The organism is Paucilactobacillus vaccinostercus DSM 20634 (genome assembly GCF_001436295.1).
GTDB lineage: Bacteria > Bacillota > Bacilli > Lactobacillales > Lactobacillaceae > Paucilactobacillus > Paucilactobacillus vaccinostercus.
Genome location: NZ_AYYY01000002.1, coordinates 19,647 through 40,339 on the forward strand (window position 1 = coordinate 19,647; position 20,693 = coordinate 40,339).

The 20,693-nt window shown below is 40.2% G+C and carries 18 protein-coding genes; 12 read left to right on the forward strand and 6 right to left on the reverse strand.

From position 1 onward, the window contains the following. Positions 1–42: 42 nt before the first annotated feature. From FC26_RS00425 to FC26_RS00435, 3 genes are read right to left on the reverse strand one after another with little or no spacing between them, the layout of a single operon-like run. A complete protein-coding gene (locus tag FC26_RS00425) occupies positions 43–1,410 on the reverse strand; it encodes a PTS ascorbate transporter subunit IIC (RefSeq protein ID WP_057777089.1) in 1,368 nt (455 codons plus the stop codon). A 20-nt stretch (positions 1,411–1,430) separates the two neighbouring features. Continuing rightward, entirely contained in the window at positions 1,431–1,727 is a 297-nt protein-coding gene (locus FC26_RS00430; RefSeq protein ID WP_057777090.1) for a PTS sugar transporter subunit IIB, read from the reverse strand. A gap of 17 nt (positions 1,728–1,744) precedes the next feature. Next, positions 1,745–2,188, reverse strand: coding sequence for a PTS sugar transporter subunit IIA (locus tag FC26_RS00435; RefSeq protein ID WP_057777091.1), 444 nt, complete (start codon positions 2,186–2,188; stop codon positions 1,745–1,747). A 112-nt stretch (positions 2,189–2,300) separates the two neighbouring features. Here FC26_RS00435 and FC26_RS00440 point away from each other — a divergent pair, with 112 nt between their 5' ends. Then, positions 2,301–4,361, forward strand: coding sequence for a BglG family transcription antiterminator (locus tag FC26_RS00440; RefSeq protein ID WP_157060989.1), 2,061 nt, complete (start codon positions 2,301–2,303; stop codon positions 4,359–4,361). A gap of 173 nt (positions 4,362–4,534) precedes the next feature. On the opposite strand, the gene FC26_RS00445 is transcribed toward FC26_RS00440, so the two are convergent. Further along, positions 4,535–5,434, reverse strand: coding sequence for an AraC family transcriptional regulator (locus FC26_RS00445; protein ID WP_057777093.1), 900 nt, complete (start codon positions 5,432–5,434; stop codon positions 4,535–4,537). Between the two features lie 326 nt (positions 5,435–5,760). Between FC26_RS00445 and FC26_RS00450 the strand changes: the two genes are divergently transcribed. From FC26_RS00450 to FC26_RS00500, 11 genes are all read left to right on the forward strand, one after another. After that, positions 5,761–7,077, forward strand: coding sequence for an MFS transporter (locus tag FC26_RS00450; RefSeq protein ID WP_057777094.1), 1,317 nt, complete (start codon positions 5,761–5,763; stop codon positions 7,075–7,077). Between the two features lie 21 nt (positions 7,078–7,098). Beyond that, positions 7,099–8,202, forward strand: a complete 1,104-nt coding sequence (locus FC26_RS00455; protein ID WP_057777095.1) for a zinc-dependent alcohol dehydrogenase — start codon at positions 7,099–7,101, stop codon at positions 8,200–8,202. Between the two features lie 2 nt (positions 8,203–8,204). Further along, positions 8,205–8,663: an HIT family protein gene (locus FC26_RS00460; RefSeq protein WP_057777096.1), complete on the forward strand. Its 459-nt coding sequence runs from the start codon at positions 8,205–8,207 to the stop codon at positions 8,661–8,663. Next, positions 8,644–9,336, forward strand: a complete 693-nt coding sequence (locus FC26_RS00465) for a D-lyxose/D-mannose family sugar isomerase (protein WP_057777097.1) — start codon at positions 8,644–8,646, stop codon at positions 9,334–9,336. The genes FC26_RS00460 and FC26_RS00465 overlap by 20 nt, the downstream gene beginning before the upstream one ends. 283 nt (positions 9,337–9,619) lie before the next feature. Beyond that, positions 9,620–10,972, forward strand: a complete 1,353-nt coding sequence (locus tag FC26_RS00470; protein WP_057777098.1) for an aspartate aminotransferase family protein — start codon at positions 9,620–9,622, stop codon at positions 10,970–10,972. A 165-nt stretch (positions 10,973–11,137) separates the two neighbouring features. After that, positions 11,138–11,587 carry a LytTR family DNA-binding domain-containing protein gene (locus FC26_RS00475; RefSeq protein WP_057777099.1) on the forward strand — a complete coding sequence of 150 codons (450 nt, stop codon included), beginning with the start codon at positions 11,138–11,140 and terminating at the stop codon, positions 11,585–11,587. Between the two features lie 5 nt (positions 11,588–11,592). Beyond that, positions 11,593–12,324, forward strand: a complete 732-nt coding sequence (locus FC26_RS00480) for a LiaF transmembrane domain-containing protein (RefSeq protein ID WP_057777100.1) — start codon at positions 11,593–11,595, stop codon at positions 12,322–12,324. Positions 12,325–12,494: 170 nt separating this feature from the next. Beyond that, positions 12,495–12,848, forward strand: a complete 354-nt coding sequence (locus FC26_RS00485) for a PadR family transcriptional regulator (RefSeq protein ID WP_057777101.1) — start codon at positions 12,495–12,497, stop codon at positions 12,846–12,848. Further along, positions 12,841–13,935: a DUF4097 family beta strand repeat-containing protein gene (locus tag FC26_RS00490; RefSeq protein ID WP_057777102.1), complete on the forward strand. Its 1,095-nt coding sequence runs from the start codon at positions 12,841–12,843 to the stop codon at positions 13,933–13,935. Before FC26_RS00485 ends, FC26_RS00490 begins: the two co-directional genes overlap by 8 nt. A gap of 163 nt (positions 13,936–14,098) precedes the next feature. Further along, on the forward strand, positions 14,099–15,835 hold the full coding sequence (locus FC26_RS00495; protein ID WP_057777103.1) for an ABC transporter ATP-binding protein: 1,737 nt from the start codon (positions 14,099–14,101) through the stop codon (positions 15,833–15,835). A 5-nt stretch (positions 15,836–15,840) separates the two neighbouring features. Beyond that, entirely contained in the window at positions 15,841–17,937 is a 2,097-nt protein-coding gene (locus tag FC26_RS00500; RefSeq protein ID WP_057777104.1) for an ABC transporter ATP-binding protein, read from the forward strand. Between the two features lie 300 nt (positions 17,938–18,237). Here FC26_RS00500 and FC26_RS00505 read toward each other — a convergent pair whose 3' ends face one another. Further along, entirely contained in the window at positions 18,238–18,510 is a 273-nt protein-coding gene (locus tag FC26_RS00505) for a SemiSWEET family transporter (RefSeq protein ID WP_057777105.1), read from the reverse strand. A gap of 17 nt (positions 18,511–18,527) precedes the next feature. Beyond that, positions 18,528–20,690 carry an alpha-L-rhamnosidase gene (locus tag FC26_RS00510; RefSeq protein WP_057777106.1) on the reverse strand — a complete coding sequence of 721 codons (2,163 nt, stop codon included), beginning with the start codon at positions 20,688–20,690 and terminating at the stop codon, positions 18,528–18,530. Positions 20,691–20,693: the final 3 nt, after the last annotated feature.

Here is a 20,693-nt window from a genome sequence, read left to right on the forward strand (position 1 = left end):
TTTACCACGTTTCCAAAAAATGTAATTTTTAATACCTATTAGCTACTTTGCTGCTTTACTACGACGATCCCGTGCGTTCAACATCATGCTGATCAAAATAACCAAAACTAGGAATACTAAAATTGATGTCACAAGTGCGACAGTTCCTAGATTTCCTAAATTTCCTAGAATGATACCAGGAATCAAGTAATCAGTATCTGCGAAGGTCGATGCAGCCATTTGTAAGTTACCGAGTACGGGTAAAATAAATAGCGGCAACCAACTAATCAGAATTCCGTTAAATGCCGAACCTAAAACCGCTCCACGACGACCACCATATGCATTTCCGTAAATTGCGGCTGCGGCACCACAGAAGAAATGACCCACAACTCCGGGAATAATGACTGTTGTTTTCATACCGATCATGATAAACATACTGATCGTTCCAACAATAAAGCTTGTAAAGAATCCGATTAAAACTGCATTTGGCGCATACGGAAAGATGATAGGAACATCCAATGCAGGTTTTGAATTTGGTACCAGTTTTTGAGCAATTCCTTGGAAAGCGGGAACAATTTCAGCCAAAATCATCCGAACACCTTGGAGAACAACAACAAATCCAGCAGCAAAAGTACCAGCTTGAACTAACGAGTAAACTAAATAGTTAGTACCTGCGCTTAACTTAGTTTCGATAAAGTGTGGTCCCGTCACAATTGCAAGAGCAAGATAGACAATCGACATCAACAATGTAATCGATACTGTAGAATCACGTAAAAAGCTGAGACTCTTTGGAATATCAAGATCTTCCGTTGTTTTCTTCGGGTTCCCAAACAGTTTCCCAATCAAACTAGCAGTTGCGTATCCAATGTTACCTGTATGCCCCATGGCAACCGCATCACCACCAGTAATTTTACGCATAAACGGCTGACATAAAGCTGGCGTAACCGTCAGTAATGTACCTTCAAAAATCCCGCCTAGAATAATGGTTTTCCAACCAGCGCCCAAATGAGCAGAGATTAATACCACGGCAGTCAAACAAGAAACATAAAGCATTGCTTGACCTGTTAAGAAGATGTATTTAAAACGTGTGAAGCGAGCCAATAAAATATTAACAATCATACCAACAAACATAATAAGTGCAGTTACCGAACCATACTTAACAAGTGCAATCGCGACTACCGCTTCGTTACTTGGAACTACCCCTTGAACATGTAATGCAAATTTAAACATCTTAGCAAAAGGATCAAGCGCACCCTGCAAAATAGTAGAACCACCAATTAACACCAAAAAACCGGCAAAAGTTTTGATCGTTCCCTGAATAACTTCAGTTGTCTTTTTACGCTGTAACACCAGCCCTAAAAGCGCAATTAGAGCAATTAAAATGGAAGGCTGTGTCACAATTGAAACGAATAAATTTAATATTCCCTTCATAGCTGTTCTCCTTTCAATGGTTAGTTATGGGCAATATTTTCTCGATCCAAAATACCGTTAACATGTTCTTTGATTTCATCTTTATCAATTAAACTCTTCAATAAAATTAACTTATCTGATGGAATACTACCCAACGTATCTCCCAACGTAGATTCAACAAAGAAATAATCCGCAGAATCTGCTGTAGTGCTACCAACATCTGAGTGATCAACCACAATTTCTTCTTGAACACCCTCATCTTTTAAAATTTGTTGAATATTCATCTGAACCATAAAGCTACTTCCTAAACCACTTTGACAAACTGCTAAAAATTTCATAATTTTGACCCCCCAATTTATTTTGTTCCAATAATTTCTAATAACTGTTCAACTTTTGTTGCATTACACATCGCTTGAACTTTCTGCTCGTTCATTAATAATTCCATCAAACCTTGAATAACACTTAAATGTGTTTGGTTATCTGTCGCCGCCAATACAAACCACAGATTAACAGGATGATCAGGATTCACTAGATTGACTGCTTGATCAGTCTTTAACAGGGACAACGATATTTTATTCACTCCCGCTTCTAGTCGTGAATGTGCAAGTACTATTCTTGAAACAATATTAAAATATGGTCCTTTCTCAATAACCGTGTCTAACATTGCTTGAACATATGTCTCTTTGACTGATCCGTTATTTACTAAGGGTTGTGCTGATAATTTGATCGCATCACTCCAATTTAAATCATTGCCGTTTACAATTTGGACCGTCCTTTTGGTTAATAATTTATCTAACAACTCCTGTCCTCCTCTCCTGTATGGTTTATATCTTACTCTTGATGTAAACGCTAACAAGTGCAATAATGTCCAGAGTAAAAGTGCAACTATTTCACTATTAATTAGCAGGAAGGTGAATTTCATCACTAATATTGACTCAATTCCGCATGGACGTGCCATTCTTAATCTTTTGCAAAACACAGAGCACTATATTACGTCACTTGAAATACAAGAAAAATTATCTATATCACGACGTAGCTTTTACTACTCTCTTAAAAAAATAAATACTTATTTGGATCATAATCACATTGAGCCAATCGCAAATTTAAAGGGCATTGGTTACTATTTAACTGATAATGCTAAAAAAAACATTAAGGCAGCAAATATTTCCATATCCTCAGACAAAAATTTTTCTGCCAATGAGCGAGAAATACTATGTATTTGGAATCTCATCAATGGTCAAACTATTTCAATTTCTAACTTAATGACCCTGTTTAACATTTCGAACCACACCGCAATTACTGATTTGAATAAAATATCCATTCAACTAGAACACATCAACTTACACTTAAAACAGCAAAATAATGGTAAGACACTAGTTGGTTCAGAAGTGACAAAACGAAAATGGGTATTGGAACAGCTGAATAATCCAGTTTCTCCAATTCATAGGGTCTTTCACTTTAATGATGACTCCCTAACAAAAATTGATCTATCACTTAAGGAATTAGAAGCCTGGACCCAAAATTTCTTTACTGACAATGCCCACATCACTTTAAATAAATTTATTACCTGGTTATTAAATCGACTAAATAATCCAGAATATTTATTGACTAATATTGATAAACAGTTTGATATTACTAATTCCACTGTCCTTCACTGGGCCAACGAACTCTTACAGCAGCACCATATCAATAACCAATTTGAGCCAATCTTTCTATCTCAAATTCTTAATACGAGTCAGTTTTCAAGTATTAATGCTTCTAGTAAAAAAACACTCGAGATTCAGGACGTCGCTCAAAAAGTTATTGATAAATTCAATATTGTTTCAGGATCTAACATCAACTCTTACTCACTAGTTGTCGCTCTTTCGACACACTTATTAAGTACGCTATATCGAGTTACTCTCGGGATCAAATATACGCATCCAGACTTAAAAACATTTCTCAAAAAATACCACGAGCTATTTATCTTTACCAAATATGCAATTCACCCCTTCGAGTCCTATGTGGGTCAAAAACTATCTGATGATGAAATTTCGTTAATTGCAATTTACTTTGGCGGTCAACTACGAGAGATCAGTCGCAAAAATCGTTGGAACACGGACGTTATGCTAGTTTGTTCTAGCGGAATTGGAACTTCTGTGTTACTAAAAAATCAGTTAACAGCAAAATATCCTGATGTATCATTTTCGGAACCACTTAGCATTTTCCAATTTGAAAACTGCCCGCTCGACGACGTTAAACTAATTATTTCAACAATTAGTTTTGACAAAGATTATGGTGTACCAACACTTAGAGTTTCCCCGCTACTTACTGAAGGAGATCTCAAAAAAATTGATAATGCAATTTTAAGTAGTCATCACACTGCCACGTCTAATAACCCTAATGCAGATGCCTTAATTGACATTATTAGCGAATTTGCTCGAATTGAAGACTTTGATAAACTACGTGAAGCACTTAATAACTATTTAAATTCATCTCAAAAAACATCTCATCCGCTTTCTCTAAATAAACCGGTCAATGAACTTCAAAAAATATTAACTACTACAAACATCGTTATCAACGATTCACCTCATGCCGAAAGTTGGCAATATGCAATTCAACATGCTTTTAATAACATGCTCGAAAACCATTCTATTTCACAAAGTTATGTTGATAAAATCATCGCTTTGACTCAACAAAAAGGGCCCTATATGTATTTAGGGAATGGTGTTTTTCTTGCGCATGCTGCACCACAAGATGGTGTTAAAGAAATTGGCTTATCACTTTATATCAGCAAAATCCCCATTGCGTTAACAACTTCAAACCATCCACAAAAAAACGTGAACATCATTATTGGATTGGCCCCAATTGATCAAAGCAGTCACCTTAAAGTACTTTCCGAACTTTTCCAAAATATTCAAAATAAAGATTGGCTTGAACACTTAAAATCCGCAACCACAGTTACACAAGTATTAGAACAAATTAAAAAATAGGACGTCACTATCTGTCTTTTTCCATTCTTAAGTTACGTGCTTATGTTACTTAACGACATAAAAAATAAACAAAGAGATGTCTGCATTAAAGCGCCACCGAGATCGTTGTTCAATCTCGAGGGCCCACTTCACAGGCATCTCTTTTTATTAATTATCTAAAGTAATTTTTAATCTTAGGGTTCAGCAGTAATATCAAAGGACGTATCCATCACAATTTCTTCAGACTTACGTCGATTTCCGAGACGATAATCAGATGGTAATTGGTTTTCGTATTTAAAAAATACTTTTGTAAAATAGTTGTTACTGAATCCAACTTCATTAGCTATTTGTCCAATAGATTTAGTAGTTTCTGTTAATAATTCTTTTGCTTTTTGAAGTCTAATAGTTTGTAATATGTGGATCGGCGTTTGATTATATGAATCTGAGAATAACTTGATAATTTGTGGTTTACTATAATGAAATTTCTCACTGAGCATATCTAAAGAAACCTTATATTGATAATTATCGATCATGTAAGATAATATTTGGGCTGCATCTTCAGAATCATAAGAATCACTAAATGGAAGTTTAATTTCCTTAGGACTCAACTGAAGTGGCTCTGGAACTGTTGGCTGTGAGAGCTCAAGTAACAATAATTTAACTTGAGTATCAATGTTAATTAAAATATTACTTTTTTTATAGTGCTGAAAATACACTCCTTGGTCAATAATTTGAGAAAATCTGTTTCGAATCATTTCATCATCAATATGGAAAACAGAATTTATAAAAATGGCTTTCATTAAGTCATGTAGTCCATCGATCATATTAAATTTAATATCAATAATTTTTGATTCTTTTTCAAATGAATATGAATGACTAATATTGCTATCAATTAATGCTATATCGTTGGGTTTCAATGTATATATTTTATCGTTAATAGTTAGTATTTCGTTTCCTTCCAATAAATATTGAAGTTGATAAAAATTATGCCGATGCTGCTTGACTGTCATTTCCCTAGAATATTTTTTTCCACTCATCCATAAAATTGTTAGTTGACTATCTCTCAAATCTGCCAATTTCATCACAACTTTCATATTTTTGTACTTTTATAATATATCCATTTCAATAAAAAAACCGCTAATTTTGCACATTATAAATAATCAGCGATAAAAAGCTGTATTTTAAGCGAAAAAGCCTAAAAACACTATTAAAGCGCTTTATTTAAAGCTATTTTGCCACTATTTTTAAATAATCAGCGACTGACAGTTATTTTACCGTCGAATGTAACCGCTTTTATGATGCTAATATCAAGTCAAGTTGAAGTATTAATTGCGCAAAGATACCTAACAACTAAAAATCTAAAACGTCATTATAACTTGTTTCATTTAAATCGGGCAAATTACCTGAAGGAGGATCAACAATGAATTCGACAGATATTCTAAGTGCCAGAAAGAAAGTACGCTGGCATATTCTCCCTTATCTTTTCATCATTTATTTTGTTGCTTTCCTAGATAGAAGTAGTATTACCTACGCTTCTATTGGTGGAATGGATCAATCACTAGGATTAACAGCAACAACATATGGATTTATTGCCGGAATATTTTTTATCGGATACTTTGTGTTCGGAGTTCCAGGAAATATGATTCTTGAAAAGGTCGGGGCTCGTAAATGGATTGGTCTAATTTTAGTACTCTGGGGTGCAGTAACCTTGCTGACTGCATTTGTTCATTCAGCAGTTGAACTGACGACGCTGCGCTTTTTCTTAGGCGTGTTCGAAGCAGCTCTGTTTCCAGGTATGACTTTGATAATTACGTACTGGGTACGATCCGCTGATCGTGCTGGAGCCGTCGCACTTTTCATGATAGCTCCTCCGCTAGCGAATTCATTTGGAGCACCACTAGCCACATGGATTATCACACACATTCACATGGCTCTTGATTTAGCTGGATGGCGTTGGTTATTTTTGATCGTTGGTATTCCAGCTGTATTATTAGGCTTCTTTACTTTTTGGTATCTAGCAGATAATCCAAATAAAGCTAGCTGGTTAACGCAAGATGAAAAGAAAGCCCTCAATGAAGAGTTAGCCTTTGATGCAAAACTAACTGAAGATAATAAAGTTCAAGGTGCTCCATTCAAAGAGGCGTTCACCAATGGTCGCGTTTGGAAAATGACATTCATCAACGTTTTTTATGTTGTGGGATTATATGGATTAACGTTTTGGTTACCACAAATGATTGGTGAATTATCTTCCAAGTTTTCTACCATGACTATTGGATGGTTAACTGCCGCGCCATACTTACTCGGTGCCATTGCTCTAGTCCTAAACTCACGCCATTCAGATTCAACACACGAACGGATTTGGCATACTGCCTGTGGCGCTTTTCTAGGTGGTATTGGCTTTATCGGTGCCGCATTAACTGGCCATATGCCATGGGTCGCCATGGGATTCTTATGCTTAGCCGCCATCGGTATTTATGCATGGTCCGGGCCATATTGGGCAATTACAACAATGATGGACCCTCGCATTGCCGCAATTGGCTTAGGAATTGTCAATGCATTAGGTAATTTAGGTGGTTTTGTCGGTCCATATGCTGTTGGTTGGCTAAAAGATTCCACAGGTTCACAAATTACCGCAATGATTTTCCTGGCCACGTCTTTAATCTTAGCAGGTTTAATCGTACTATCGTTACGCCGTGGTAATGATCCAGTAAAAAAAGTAGAACAACAAGAACTTTAATTATTTAGGAGGAATTTAATTATGAGTGTACGTAAAATGGAAGTTCCTGAAATGGAATGGGTAGATCAAAAAGAAGCCGGAACTCAACAAGTAGCCGTTATGGAAAAAATTGGAACTGTTGATATCAAATATGCAAAAATTCCACATGCCAAGAGTGGTGAAATTCGTGTCGATGTTAAATGGGTTGGAATTTGTGGTAGTGACCTCGAAGTTTATCGCGGTGCTCGCACCCCAGAATTCTTGAGTTATCCAATGAGATTGGGACATGAAGTTGCCGGAATTGTTGATGAAGTTGGTCCAGACGTTGTTGGTATTAACGTTGGTGATCATGTTTCTCTCCGTTATGTATGGGGTGCTTTTGCTGAATATATTACTTGTGATCCATTTTCAGCAGTTGTACTACCAAAAGAATTTCCACTAATGCATGGTTCTCTAATTGAAATTACTCCAACCATTCAAACCGGTATGGAGCGAGCTGACATCAATCAAGCCAAAAATGTTCTTATCATGGGACAAGGTGTAAGTGGGTTGCAACTTACTCAATTTGCTCATCTATATAGTCCACGAAATTTGGTCGTTACAGACTTGTTTGACGAAAAGCTAGAAATTGCAAAAGAATTTGGCGCTAATAAAACTTATAAAATTCCTTCAGAAGATACTCCAACCATGGATGTAGTCGGCAAAGATTTCCCTGATGGTTTTGACGTTGTCATTCCCGCTCGTCTCGAAGGTGATTCAGTGATTGATGCTCTGGACTGTTGCGCTCAAGATGCACGACTAATTATGTATGGCGGTATTGGTAAAACAAGTAAAACCATTGATTTCTTCAAAATGCATCGTCGACGTGTTGATATCTTAACCACCGAACCTAAGCGTGACGTTGATAATCATGATTTATTCCGTCGGGGTCGTGATATGGTTATTAATGGTTTGATTAATACTGAAAAAACAGTCACAAATATTTTCCCACTTTCAAAGATTGGAGAAGCCTTTTCACTTCGGAATCAAACACGTGGTGATGTGATTCATGTCATGATTGACTGCGATTCAACACATGATGATGGCCGTTACGAAAACGGTAATATTCCAGAAGGCGTGAATAAAGCCACTAGTGAGGACAAGTAACAATGAACAATCGATTTAGGGACAATTGCTTTTATTGTGAGCACAATCAAACTATGCATGAAAGAATGATTCCAATTATCACCTTTGATGCAACAACAGTATATTTAAATAGAGACCAAACACACCCGGGACGGGTTATTGTAGCACTTAATTGGCACGTTGATGAAATTTTTGAACTAACTAGTGAACAACGTTTTGAATTTATTCAAGAAGTTTCGTTTACCGCTAAAACCATAAAAAAACACTACAATGCATCAAAAATCAATTTCGGAATTTATGGTGATACAGTGTCACATTTGCATGTTCACATCGTACCAAAATTACCGACAAATGATGACTGGGATGATGCATTCGTCAATAATCCAAGCAACCCTCAATATTTAGATGATGATGAATATCAAAAAATAAGGGTCATCTTAAGAAAGGAACTAGAAAAAGCCTATGAAACGATCAAAAATTAATGAAATAATAGACGATACAATTATTTTTGCAAAAGAACGTGGACTATATTTACCACCTTTTGCGTACTGGAATATGGATAATTGGGATTCAGCCGATAGCTCATATCAAGAAATTATTGATAATATGCTTGGTTGGGATGTTACCGACTTCAATGAAGGACATTACTTTAAACGTGGATTAACAACTTTTACATTCCGTAATGGTAACTTCAATAATAAAGAAAAGTATCCCAAGCCATATTGTGAAAAACTATTAATTGTTGAAGATGGACAAGAACTTCCCTTCCATTTTCATTGGTATAAAGAAGAAGATATCATTAACCGCGGTGGCGGAACACTAGAACTAACGCTCTATAATTCAACACCAGATGAAGAATTTGATACTGATAGTGAAGTCACCGTTGTTATGGATGGTCATCATATCACTGTGCCAGCAGGGACAACATTAGAACTCCTCCCAGGAGAAAGTATCACTTTGACACAAAAAATTTATCATCGTTGGCGTGGTCAAAAAGGGACAGGAAAAATTATGTTATTTGAAGTTTCTTCTACGAATGACGATAATACGGACAATAGATTTTATGAAAAGTTACCCAGAATTCCATCGATTGATGAAGACACTGCAGCTACACATCTAATTTTTGACGACTATAAGAAGTTACACTTAAAATAGTTTATTTTATTAGTTAATCAACTTACAATTATTCACTGATTCAGATCAACTACTAGCTCCCACTTAATCTGAAAGTTAAACAACAGTATTTAGGCTTTCCTGTGTTCTTAACGGGAAAGTTTTTTTAATTAAAAATTATGTACTTATTTTTTCGATTCAATAAAGCCGGCCCATATTCACCACCAATTATTCTCATCCACTTCCCATCTTGACAATCGCCCATTACAGCCGGTATGCTGGTAACAATTTAATGAGTTTCTAATATAAGAAATGAGGTTTTAATATGGTTTGGGAAAACAAGCTGGGCGACCAATTGTTCCATGAAAACATGAACAATATCGCCCCCACGGGGATTATTCAATACTACAATTTAGTGATTAAAGAAGCCCGTGGCGCTGCCGTCACTGACGTGGCTGGCAAGCAATACATCGACTTATTGGGAAGTGCTTCGGCCGCTAACATTGGACACAATCATCCCCATCTAACGGAAGCACTCAAAGCCCAAATCGATAAACTCGTTAGCTACGACGTTGGCTACTTCACCAATCCTACCAGCATCGCACTAGGTGAACGCCTAACACAAATTGCCCCCGGCAATTCTGCGCGTAAAGTCTCATTTGGAACATCCGGATCAGACGCCAACGATGGCATTATCAAGTTCGCACGGGCCGCAACGGGGCGGTCCTACATTGTGTCATATGAAAATGCGTATCATGGGTCAACATTTGGAGCGTTGACCGTTGGTGCTTGTGATGTTGACATGGTTCGAAAAGTCGGTCCGCTAGTCCCCAACGTCGTCCACGTCCCCTACCCAGACACCTATCGGCACATGGCCGGCGAAGACGAGCATGCGATTGCGCAACGCTACTTTGCGGCTTTCAAGCGTCCATTTGAAACCTACTTACCTGCCGAGGAGGTTGCCTGCGTGCTCATGGAACCTATTCAGGGAGACTCGGGCATTATCAAACCACCGGCTGAATACGTCCACTTAGTTTACGATTTCTGCCAAGCCAATGGAATCCTCTTTGCGGTTGATGAAATCAACCAAGGACTCGGACGTGCTGGTAAGATGTGGTCAATCGAACACTTTGATATCGAACCAGATCTTATTTCTACTGGAAAATCACTCGCCACCGGACTGCCACTGAGCGCTGTGATCGGTAAAAGTGACATCATGGATGCGCTTGGAACCTCTGCCCACGTCTTCACGGCCGGAGGAAATCCACTTTGTGCGGCCGCTTCGATGGCCACGCTTGATGTGATCGAGGACGAACACCTGCCTGAAAAGTCGGCCAAAGATGGCGAATACGCAAAAGCCCAGTTTCTCAAGTTTATGGATCAGTACGAATTCATCGGTGACGTTCGGATGTACGGCTTAAACGGCGGAATCGAGATCGTGAAAGATCGTGAAACAAAGGAACCTGATAATGACGCAGCAGCCCACATTATCTTCCGGGCCTTCCAAAAGGGTCTCATCCTCGTTAAGTTAAATGGCAACGTCCTACGCTTCCAGCCACCTCTGGTCATCACCCGCGACCAACTCGATCAGGTCTTTACCATCATGGCAGAAGTTTTTGATGACTTTGAACATGGTCGAATCGAATTACCAGATGAATTAAAAAACATGGTGTGGTAAGCACAATAGAATAGTGACTTGAAAGACCAAGAAACGAACGTGTTTCTTGGCCTTTTGTATTCTAACAATACCACTTGATCACGCTTACCAACCTCTTAGACAATTGCTATTTACGTCAATCACAAAATATGGTGTACTAAACAACGCGAAAGGATGTGGGTCACATTGAAAGTAAGAGTGGAAAAGGATGCCAGTTTGACAGAACCAGAACTTATCATCCGAACTCCAACTGAAACACCCATGATTGAACAACTAAAAACGACCCTTGAGAAACAATTACAGCATCAACAGACAATCACTGCCTGGCTCAAAGAAAGTCAGGTCTATGTGCCCGTTGATGATATTTTATTTCTCGAATCGGCAGATCGACATGTCATTGCTCATACGATCGATGATATGTACACAACACACGATCATTTATACGAACTTGAACAATCGTTGCCCAAGCAGTTTATTAGAATTTCGAAGTCTGCAATTGTTAACGTCTATCAAATTCGGTCAATAACACGATCAATTTCAACATACTTAGTGACATTTCAAAAAACTAATAAGCAAGTTTACGCATCACGCAGGTATTATAAAACACTAAAAACGCATTTAGAGAAAATGAGGTAATGAAAATGAAACAACAACGTTGGTTTTGGGGAATCTTTTTTATTTTAGGAGCTGCTATTCTCGTATCTACCAAAATGCACTGGCTCACTTACACAGCCGGTACATTCACGATCATCGCATCCATCGTATTACTCGCAATTTTTATTAAGAGCATTCTTTCATTAACAATCCCAGGCATCGTATTTTCCGCGGCTTTCGCTAGTATGCTCTACGCGCAACCACTCGGAATTACAGCCCTGGTGCCATGGACAGTTTTGGGCACGGCTTTACTTCTTAGCATTGGCTTATCCCTCATCTTTTCCCCATATAGTTGGCACCACCGCTTTAAATCACATCACAATATGTACCATCATCACGCTAATCGAAATCACTCCCAGTGGCAAACGGATACCCCACAAAAAAACGACCCTACCACGGTAAACATGACCGTTAGTATGAGTAACAGCATTCGCTACGTTCAATCTGAAGATTTACGTGTATTAAATGCTGATATCTATATGGGTGGTGCCAAAATTTATCTGGATAAAGCCCAAATCAAAGATCAGGCGACTATGAACCTAAACGTTGAACTAGGGGGCTTGGAATTATACATGCCACGCGATTGGAACGTCAAAATTCAAGATGATGTCTTTCTGAGTGGCATTGAAGAAAAGGGGCTGGCGAATACTAAAACCGGACCAACAGTCACGCTTCAAGGACGCCTCCGGATGTCTGGACTCACTATTATTTACGTCTAGCCCTTCAGCCCAGTACGGCGTCAAAAGCCGGGGCCATTCCGGCACCATCACAATCGATTAACACGAAATTTACCAAATCGGTATCAATCAAATTTAAAATTAGTTTGACACACACAGTAATATGTTGTAAATTACTATTCGTCAAATAGTAATCAGATTGGAGCAAATACATGACCACTCGACGTGATATTTCAAAAGACATGATCCGTGGCGCAACCGACGGTATCATCCTCAATATTTTGTCCCAGGGTGACTCGTACGGTTATCAAATGGTGCAACAAATTAAACAGCTTTCCAATGGTACCTACGAAATTAATGAGGCGACCCTCTACACCGTTTTTCGCCGACTGAGTAAAAATGGCCTCATCGAAAGTTATTATGGCGATAAAACACAGGGTGGTCGACGCAAATACTATCATATTACCAATGTCGGTACCGAAGAACTCAATCAGTTTCATCAAGACTGGGCATTTGCGAAGGACATTATCACCAAATTAACGACAGGAGTGTTAAAAAATGATTAATGAAGCTCTTATTACCGCTGCCCTAAACCCCATTTTTGCGGGCTATCCCCAAACCGATGATTTGATTGATCTTTACGACGAAGTTAAAACAGATGTCCGCGAGCATGCCCAAGATTTGCTAGACAACCATGACGCCGCTTCCGCCCAAGAAGCTGTCAACATCGCTGTCAAAGAGTTGGGTGATCTGGCTGAACCGCTTCGGCTAATCACTGCTACCCCCGAATCTGAAATTATCGCAACACCCAATTCTCAAGCCACAGTCGATCAAACTTTTTCACCTCAAGCAATTCATCAAATTTTTCTGGACGCTGATTATGGTAATGTCCGAATTACCCCAAGCAGTGATCAACACATTCACATCCGGCAGTTTCAACGGCCGAAAACAGATTCTGGTCAATTACAGATTGCGCTGGTTCAAGATAGCATCCGCCTCACTGTTCCAGCCCCAAGTTGGCTTCAATACATGATTCCATTCCGCCACCCCACATCACTTGTCGAAATTAATTTACCGAGTGATTTCACTGGAACGCTCGATGTAGCTCTAAAATCGGGCTCATTGGTAGCACGTGATCTTGATAATCACACCGATGTAAAACTTAACCTTCGATCCGGCAGCGCCAATCTGTCACGAAGTTCATTCGCGACGCTCAATGTTCGTCTCACCTCTGGTAGTATCAAAACCGATCAGGTGAGCGCCGACCAGTTCACCGTCGACAATCATTCGGGTTCAATCAAAATGAGCAACACCACCGCTCAATTTGATATATTAGCCCACTCGGGTAGCGTCAAAGGAACAACCCTCACCGGAGCAGGCCGCTTCATGGCCCACTCGGGTTCGATTAAACTACACTGGACGCAGATGACCGGCGATATCAATTTAGAGGCTCATTCAGGCTCCATCAAGAGCGAACTACCACTCGATGAACCTTTCAAATTCAACCTCCAAGCAAAATCGGGGACGATTAAAGTCAATCGCCAAGCCATTTTTGATGTCCAGATAATCGGTGCTGCGATCGGAAAAACTGATCCTTCAGCCCAGTACGAAGTCAAAGGCCGGGCCCACTCCGGTACCATCAAAATCGATTAACACGAAATTTACCAAATCGGTTCATTAGCTGTTTACATCACTAACTGATAGTGGGATAATCCTACTTGCTCTGTTTGACTGGCCGGTTAATGAACCGGAATACAAACGCGCTTTGTCGTTTGCAAATACAATTATTGAAACCTATTTATGGAGGAACTTTTATATGGTGCTTAAAGCAATTGGCAAGTACAAATTACTCGTCACTGCCGCATTATTAACCATGCTACTTCAGGTGGGTGCTGCTCTTTGGCAACCCAGCTATATGAAGAAAATCCTGAGTGTCATGGCTAACATGTCGCTATCAACCAACGGGAAAGTTGATAAGATTAGCGATTATGGTGTTGCCCTAATCGGTATCGCGATCATTGGTTTGGTCGGTTCGATTCTCAACACTGTAACGGCCGCTAAAATTTCACAAGCTGTTTCAGCAGATTTACGTGAAATGACCTTTCGCAAAATTCAAACCTTTTCATATGAAGATATCGAAAAATATAAATCCGAAAACTTAGTTGTGCGGATGACTAACGATATCAACCAAATTCAGATGCTCCTGATGATGATTTTCCAAGTTCTCATTCGGGTGCCCCTACTTTTCGTCGGGGCTTTTATCCTGTCAATCATCACGATGCCCCGCCTATGGTGGATTATCGTCGTCATGGTGATCTTAATCATGCTAGTTACCGGTTTTTCCATGAAACTCATGGGACCCCACTTCATGGCCTTCCAAAAATTGATGGATCGGATCAACGGCATTGCCAAAGATAACCTCCGTGGTGCCCGGGTCGTAAAGTCATTTGTTCAAGAAAAGAGCCAAGCAGCGAAGTTCAATAAGGAATCAGATGAACTGATGGGACACAACCTCGCCGTTGGATACGCCTTTTCAACGATGATCCCAGCGTTCACGATCATCTCACAATTGGCAATCTTCGTGGCCATCTTACTGGTTTCCACGTTCATCACCAAGTCCGCTTCGTACGCTCAGGACCAATTGGGCGGTATCATGTCCTTTATTCAATACATGATGCAAATCATGTTCGCCATTATCATGGGTGGAATGATGTCGATGTTTGCCTCTCGTGGTTTAGTCTCAATGGGCCGGATTCGTGAAATCAATGACACCCAGGTTTCAATGACCTTTGACGACGTCGCCGACGAAACACTTGATGGTTCCGTTGAATTTGATCACGTTTCATTTTCATACCCCAATGATGATGCTCCAACTTTGAAAGACATCTCATTTAAGATCAAGCCTGGTCAAATGGTCGGGGTCGTCGGGGCCACCGGAGCGGGTAAATCAACCCTTGCTCAGTTGATCCCACGACTCTTTGATCCAACCGATGGGACGGTTAAGGTCGGTGATAAGGACCTGAAACACGTCTCAAAGGGCACCCTTAAAAAGACCGTTTCGATCGTGCTGCAAAAAGCCATCCTCTTCTCCGGTACCATCGCCGGCAACCTGAAACAAGGCAAGCCCGATGCAACCGAAGAAGAGATGAACCGTGCCGCTAAAATTGCACAAGCCGCTGAATTTATCGATCGGCTGCCCGACCGCTACGACGCCGAGGTGGAAGAACGTGGTAACAACTTCTCCGGTGGTCAAAAACAACGGATGTCCATCACCCGCGGTGTGATCAAGCAACCCAAGATTCTTATCTTGGATGACTCAACGTCGGCATTAGATGCCCGCTCTGAAAAGCTTGTGCAAGACGCCTTCAACCGCGAATTAAACGACACCACGACCATCATTATCGCCCAAAAAATCTCTTCAGTGGTGCACGCTGATACCATCTTGGTGCTTGATGAAGGCCACCTTGTCGCCCAAGGAAACCACAAGGAACTCGTGGCAACTTCCGACGTTTACCGTCAAATTTACGATACTCAAAAAGCAAAGGAGGCTTAAAAAGAATGAACGATACAGCACGTGCAATTAAGTTCTTTTATTTGTACCTCAAAAAATATAAACTTCAATTTCTCATCATTGCCATCTTCATCTTTGCGGCCACCTACCTGCAAGTCGAAGCACCGGTTGTGATGGGGGATGCAATCACCCATTTGACAACCTATGTAGGCGACTTTTTCACTCATCAGCATGCCCATGACGCCATTAAAGCGCTCAAGAAAATCGCTGATGGTGCCAGTCAATCACAAGACTCACTCAAGGCCATTGCCGGCCAACTTAGCCAAGCCAGTGGTCATACCATCACTTGGACATCCCTCACCGATGCTAACGTCCCACAACAGGTACTGGATAAGCTACCAAAGGGAACGACGATTCACAGTCTCCAACAAATGGCTCACATGCCAACTAATTGGAAGCAGCTGACGGACGCTAACGTGCCAGCCAGCATCATCTCTTCTCTTCCAGATGGCACCACAATCCACAGCCTCCATCAAGTCGCAACATCCAATCCGGCCAGCAAACATGATTTCTTTGCGTCCATGTGGAAGCTCCTGGCCTTCTACGTCATGACGGGGATTGCCCAACTGATCTACACGCTCCTCTTTACCCGCATTGTTGCTCACTCAACGAACCGGATGCGTAAAGGCCTTTTTGGCAAACTGGAACGCATGACGATTGCCTACTTTGATAGTCACGAAGATGGTGATATTCTGGCCCGCTTCACCTCTGACTTAGATAACATTCAAAATACTTTGAATCAGGCAGCCGTTAACGTAACAACCAACATTGCCCTGTTCATTGGTATCTTGATTATGATTTTCCATCAAAACGTCAGCATGGCCTGGGTCACGGTTTCCACGACGCCCGTGGCAGTACTCTGTGCCGTCATCATTATCATCCAAGCCAAGCGTTATACCGACCGGCAACAAGCCGAAGTCGGCGACTTGAACGCCTACATGGATGAAAAGATTTCCGGTCAAAAGGCCATCATCGTGGAAGGTCAACAACAAGAAGCCATTGATGGCTTTGTGACTCGCAACAAGAAGGTCCAAAAATCAACCTTTGCGGCACAAACTTGGTCGGGGATGATTTTCCCATTAATGAATGGCTTTTCACTGCTCACCGTTGCCCTCGTAATCTTTTTGGGAACTCGAATTGCGTTGCACGATAACTCACTATCTACTGCCGCAGCTCTAGGTCTGGTCGTAACCTTTATTCAGTATGCTCAACAGTATTACAACCCCATCATGCAAATCTCATCATCATTCGGTCAACTACAACTAGCCGTTACCGGCGCAACGCGCTTGAACATGATGTTTGACGAACCCGAAGAGATTCGGCCAGTAAACGGGCAGTCGTTTGACAGCATTGACGATGGCATTCAAATTGAACACGTGGACTTTGGTTATCAACCTAACAAACCAATTCTAAAAGACGTTAATATTAACGTGAAGAAGGGGCAAATGGTCGCACTCGTAGGGCCAACTGGATCTGGTAAAACAACTGTGATGAACCTGATGAACCGGTTCTACGATGTTGATAAGGGAACCATTCGCTATAATGACACAGATATTCGTGACTTTGACCTCGATAAGCTTCGGGCTAAGGTTGGGATTGTGCTTCAAGAATCCGTTCTCTTCTCCGGGACCATTGCGGATAATATTCGTTTCGGTAAGCCTGACGCCACGATGGATGACGTGATTACGGTAGCTAAAACAACGCATATTCATGAATTCATTGATAGCTTACCTGATAAGTACGAAACCTACGTAGACGACAACAACTCCGTCTTCTCGGTTGGACAAAAACAACAAATTTCGATTGCACGGACAATTTTGACGGACCCTGAGATCTTGATTTTAGATGAAGCCACTTCTAACGTGGATACTGTGACCGAGCAACAAATCCAGTACGCCATGGAAGCCGCCATTGCGGGCCGCACCTCATTCGTGATCGCGCACCGTTTAAAGACCATTTTAAACGCTGATAAGATTGTCGTTTTGAAGGACGGTCAAGTGATCGAAGAAGGAACCCACGATGAATTAGTTGAAGCTAAAGGATTTTATTCAGAACTGTACCATAACCAATTTGTGTTTGAGTAAAAGTGAACATCAAAATTGACCAACATTCTACGAAATCAAGCACCTCAGTATTTCATACAAAAGGCCCAGTTAACAACTGATAAACGTTGTTAACTGGGTCTTTTTATGTCATGTCTTTGTTTCAAACTGCATCCGTTATAAGTTATCCAACTCACAGCTTTTCTTTGGGTGTCAATGTTTGAGTTACCCTCATACATCAACAGAAGTACCATCATGTGTTGATAAACATATATGCCGATTCTCGTTTTGGCGACAAAGTGGAATATATTTTTATGTAACCACTGACGTCAGCCACGTAATTTATAATCCTGTAATAAAAGTCGTAAATCCGAGAAAAATACCCGGAATATTTGCGATGGCCACCGGCCAGTCCTTCTGGCGCTTGATGAGTGCATATGAGACCCATAACATACAATTGATTGATGCAACCAACGGTTGAATTGGATTACCCTTAGATCCATTGAGATTATCAACGATCTGTAATACATAGGATACATACATCATAATCGATACAATAGAAGCCAATTTACCAATTATTGAAACAAATTTTACCATTTTAACATCATTGTTCATCAGCTACTCCGCTTCGTCTATTTTTCACCCCAAAAGATGTATGATCCCGGTAGTACATGACGAATCACATCGTCGATCCTAACCTCAGTTTCAACAGGTGTTTGAATTTCATATCGACAAACTACGCCTTCTTTAATCCATTTAGAAGTAATTCGTCCAAATTTTGATTCGAACGACACCTCACACCAATCAAGATCACTTGTGGGCTTAGGAGCAATTATTGCCTTTTCAAATCCAGGCTTTAGAGGTTGAATCCCTCCCATCACTTCATACATCCAATCAATAACAGAACCATACGCATAATGATTAAATGAATTCATGTCCGTACTCCACATCGATCCATCTTCCTTCAAACTATCCCAATGCTCCCAGGTAGTTGTTGCCCCCTTGGTGACAGAGTAGAGCCATGAAGGATACTCTTGCCGTAACAGTAACTTGTATGCTTCTTTCTCATATCCATTGTTGCTCAAGGCATGCAGAATATGTGGTGTACCAATAAATCCAGTAGCCATCTTTCCATGATTCTTATGAATAAGTTGGACCAATTGTTTCGCAACTCGATCTGGATCTTTTGCCAGTCCATATTCCAAGGCAAGCACACATTCCGTTTGGGTGTAGTATTTTGGATATGCTGTTTGAAAATTTTTTTTGATCAAATCACGCAAACGTACAAAATTATCAGTATTTTTCTTTAAAACATTCCCAGCTTTAACAACCAGATCGGTAGAATGAAAATAATACGCCGTTGCGATTAAATCATCTCGGCTTGAACCTTTATAACTTCCCTCAGGTGAATCAAGACCTAGCCAATCTCCAAAATTCGCTGCCCCTGTCCATAACCCTTTATCGTTCGTTGTTTCAGTAATGTAATTTATCCATTGCTTCATAGCATCAAAATTTTCGGATAAAATTTTAGGGTCACCGTATGTCATATACAACTGCCAAGGAACAATTGTCATTACATCTCCCCAACCAGCACTGACATTTTCATCGTTTAAGTAGTCTGGAGAAACATCATAAATCGCGCCCAGTTCACTCTGTTCACTACGTACATCCCCCAACCATTTTTCAAAGAATCTATTTACGTTAAAATTATAAGTTGCAGCTTTGATAAATGCCGCTGCATCACCGGTCCATCCCAAACGTTCATCTCGCTGAGGACAGTCTGTGGGAACATCCAGATAATTATCCTTCTGGCTCCAGAAAATGTTAGATATTAATCTATTTAAAGCCGGCTTTGACGTCAAAATTGAACCAGTTCGTTTGAGTTGCGAATATACCGCAATTGCTTTGAAATTTTCCTTTTGAATTTCACCTGGAAATTCATCAATACGAATATAGCGAAAGCCGAAAAATGTTAGTTGTGGATGCCAGGTTTGGCTGCCATCTTTACATACATAGGTAACCATCGCCTTGGCACTACGGTAATTCCCATTATAAAAGTTTCCATTTTTATCCAAAATTTCGCCGTGAATGAATTTGACATGATCACCAGATCGAGCGTCCAATTCAATTTGCACATATCCAGTAATTTCTTGACCAAAATCGACTACGGCAGAACCATTACTATCTTTGAAAATTCTCGCAGGGGAAATTTGTTCATGTTCTCGAATCGGCTCTCCAACCTGCAAAATTAACTTCGGCGTTGATAATGGGTATCTGATTGCTGTTCCAATTATTTCACTTTTAGTAGTTGCGTCGTAAATCTCACCATCATAAATTTCACTGAATTTTACCTGACTTGATTTAACTGACCAAGAATCATCTGTTCCGATTACAGCACGACTATGATCAACGTAATCGATAATAATGTTTGCAGTTAAAGCAATTTCACGCTTATATCGCGCCTTTTTCTCCTTCGTATCCACCCATCCTGGCATCGGGGAACTATACCAACCACGACCGACGACTACTTTAATCGTATTCTTTTTTTCAATAAGATGAGTAATATCATAAGTCTGATATTGCACACGTTTTTCATAATTAGTCCATCCAGGCGATAACACATCTGCCCCCACACGCTTGTTATTAATTTCTGCTTTATACACACCCAGCGATGAGATTTCCAAACTTACTGTCTGAACCGGCTTATTAATTTCAAACTGTTTTTCAAAAACTGGACAACTATTTTGCAGACCATATTTACTTGTAATCCACCCCAAATTTAGTTGGCTTTGCATTCA

Bases quoted from the DNA above. Each gene is read 5' to 3' on its own strand.
- FC26_RS00425 (WP_057777089.1), bottom strand. From the start codon at position 1,410: ATGAAGGGAATATTAAATTTATTCGTTTCAATTGTGACACAGCCTTCC.
- FC26_RS00430 (WP_057777090.1), bottom strand. From the start codon at position 1,727: ATGAAATTTTTAGCAGTTTGTCAAAGTGGTTTAGGAAGTAGCTTTATG.
- FC26_RS00445 (WP_057777093.1), bottom strand. From the start codon at position 5,434: ATGAAAGTTGTGATGAAATTGGCAGATTTGAGAGATAGTCAACTAACA.
- FC26_RS00450 (WP_057777094.1), top strand. From the start codon at position 5,761: ATGAATTCGACAGATATTCTAAGTGCCAGAAAGAAAGTACGCTGGCAT.
- FC26_RS00455 (WP_057777095.1), top strand. From the start codon at position 7,099: ATGAGTGTACGTAAAATGGAAGTTCCTGAAATGGAATGGGTAGATCAA.
- FC26_RS00460 (WP_057777096.1), top strand. From the start codon at position 8,205: ATGAACAATCGATTTAGGGACAATTGCTTTTATTGTGAGCACAATCAA.
- FC26_RS00465 (WP_057777097.1), top strand. From the start codon at position 8,644: ATGAAACGATCAAAAATTAATGAAATAATAGACGATACAATTATTTTT.
- FC26_RS00470 (WP_057777098.1), top strand. From the start codon at position 9,620: ATGGTTTGGGAAAACAAGCTGGGCGACCAATTGTTCCATGAAAACATG.
- FC26_RS00480 (WP_057777100.1), top strand. From the start codon at position 11,593: ATGAAACAACAACGTTGGTTTTGGGGAATCTTTTTTATTTTAGGAGCT.
- FC26_RS00485 (WP_057777101.1), top strand. From the start codon at position 12,495: ATGACCACTCGACGTGATATTTCAAAAGACATGATCCGTGGCGCAACC.
- FC26_RS00490 (WP_057777102.1), top strand. From the start codon at position 12,841: ATGATTAATGAAGCTCTTATTACCGCTGCCCTAAACCCCATTTTTGCG.
- FC26_RS00495 (WP_057777103.1), top strand. From the start codon at position 14,099: ATGGTGCTTAAAGCAATTGGCAAGTACAAATTACTCGTCACTGCCGCA.
- FC26_RS00500 (WP_057777104.1), top strand. From the start codon at position 15,841: ATGAACGATACAGCACGTGCAATTAAGTTCTTTTATTTGTACCTCAAA.
- FC26_RS00505 (WP_057777105.1), bottom strand. From the start codon at position 18,510: ATGAACAATGATGTTAAAATGGTAAAATTTGTTTCAATAATTGGTAAA.
- FC26_RS00510 (WP_057777106.1), bottom strand. From the start codon at position 20,690: ATGCAAAGCCAACTAAATTTGGGGTGGATTACAAGTAAATATGGTCTG.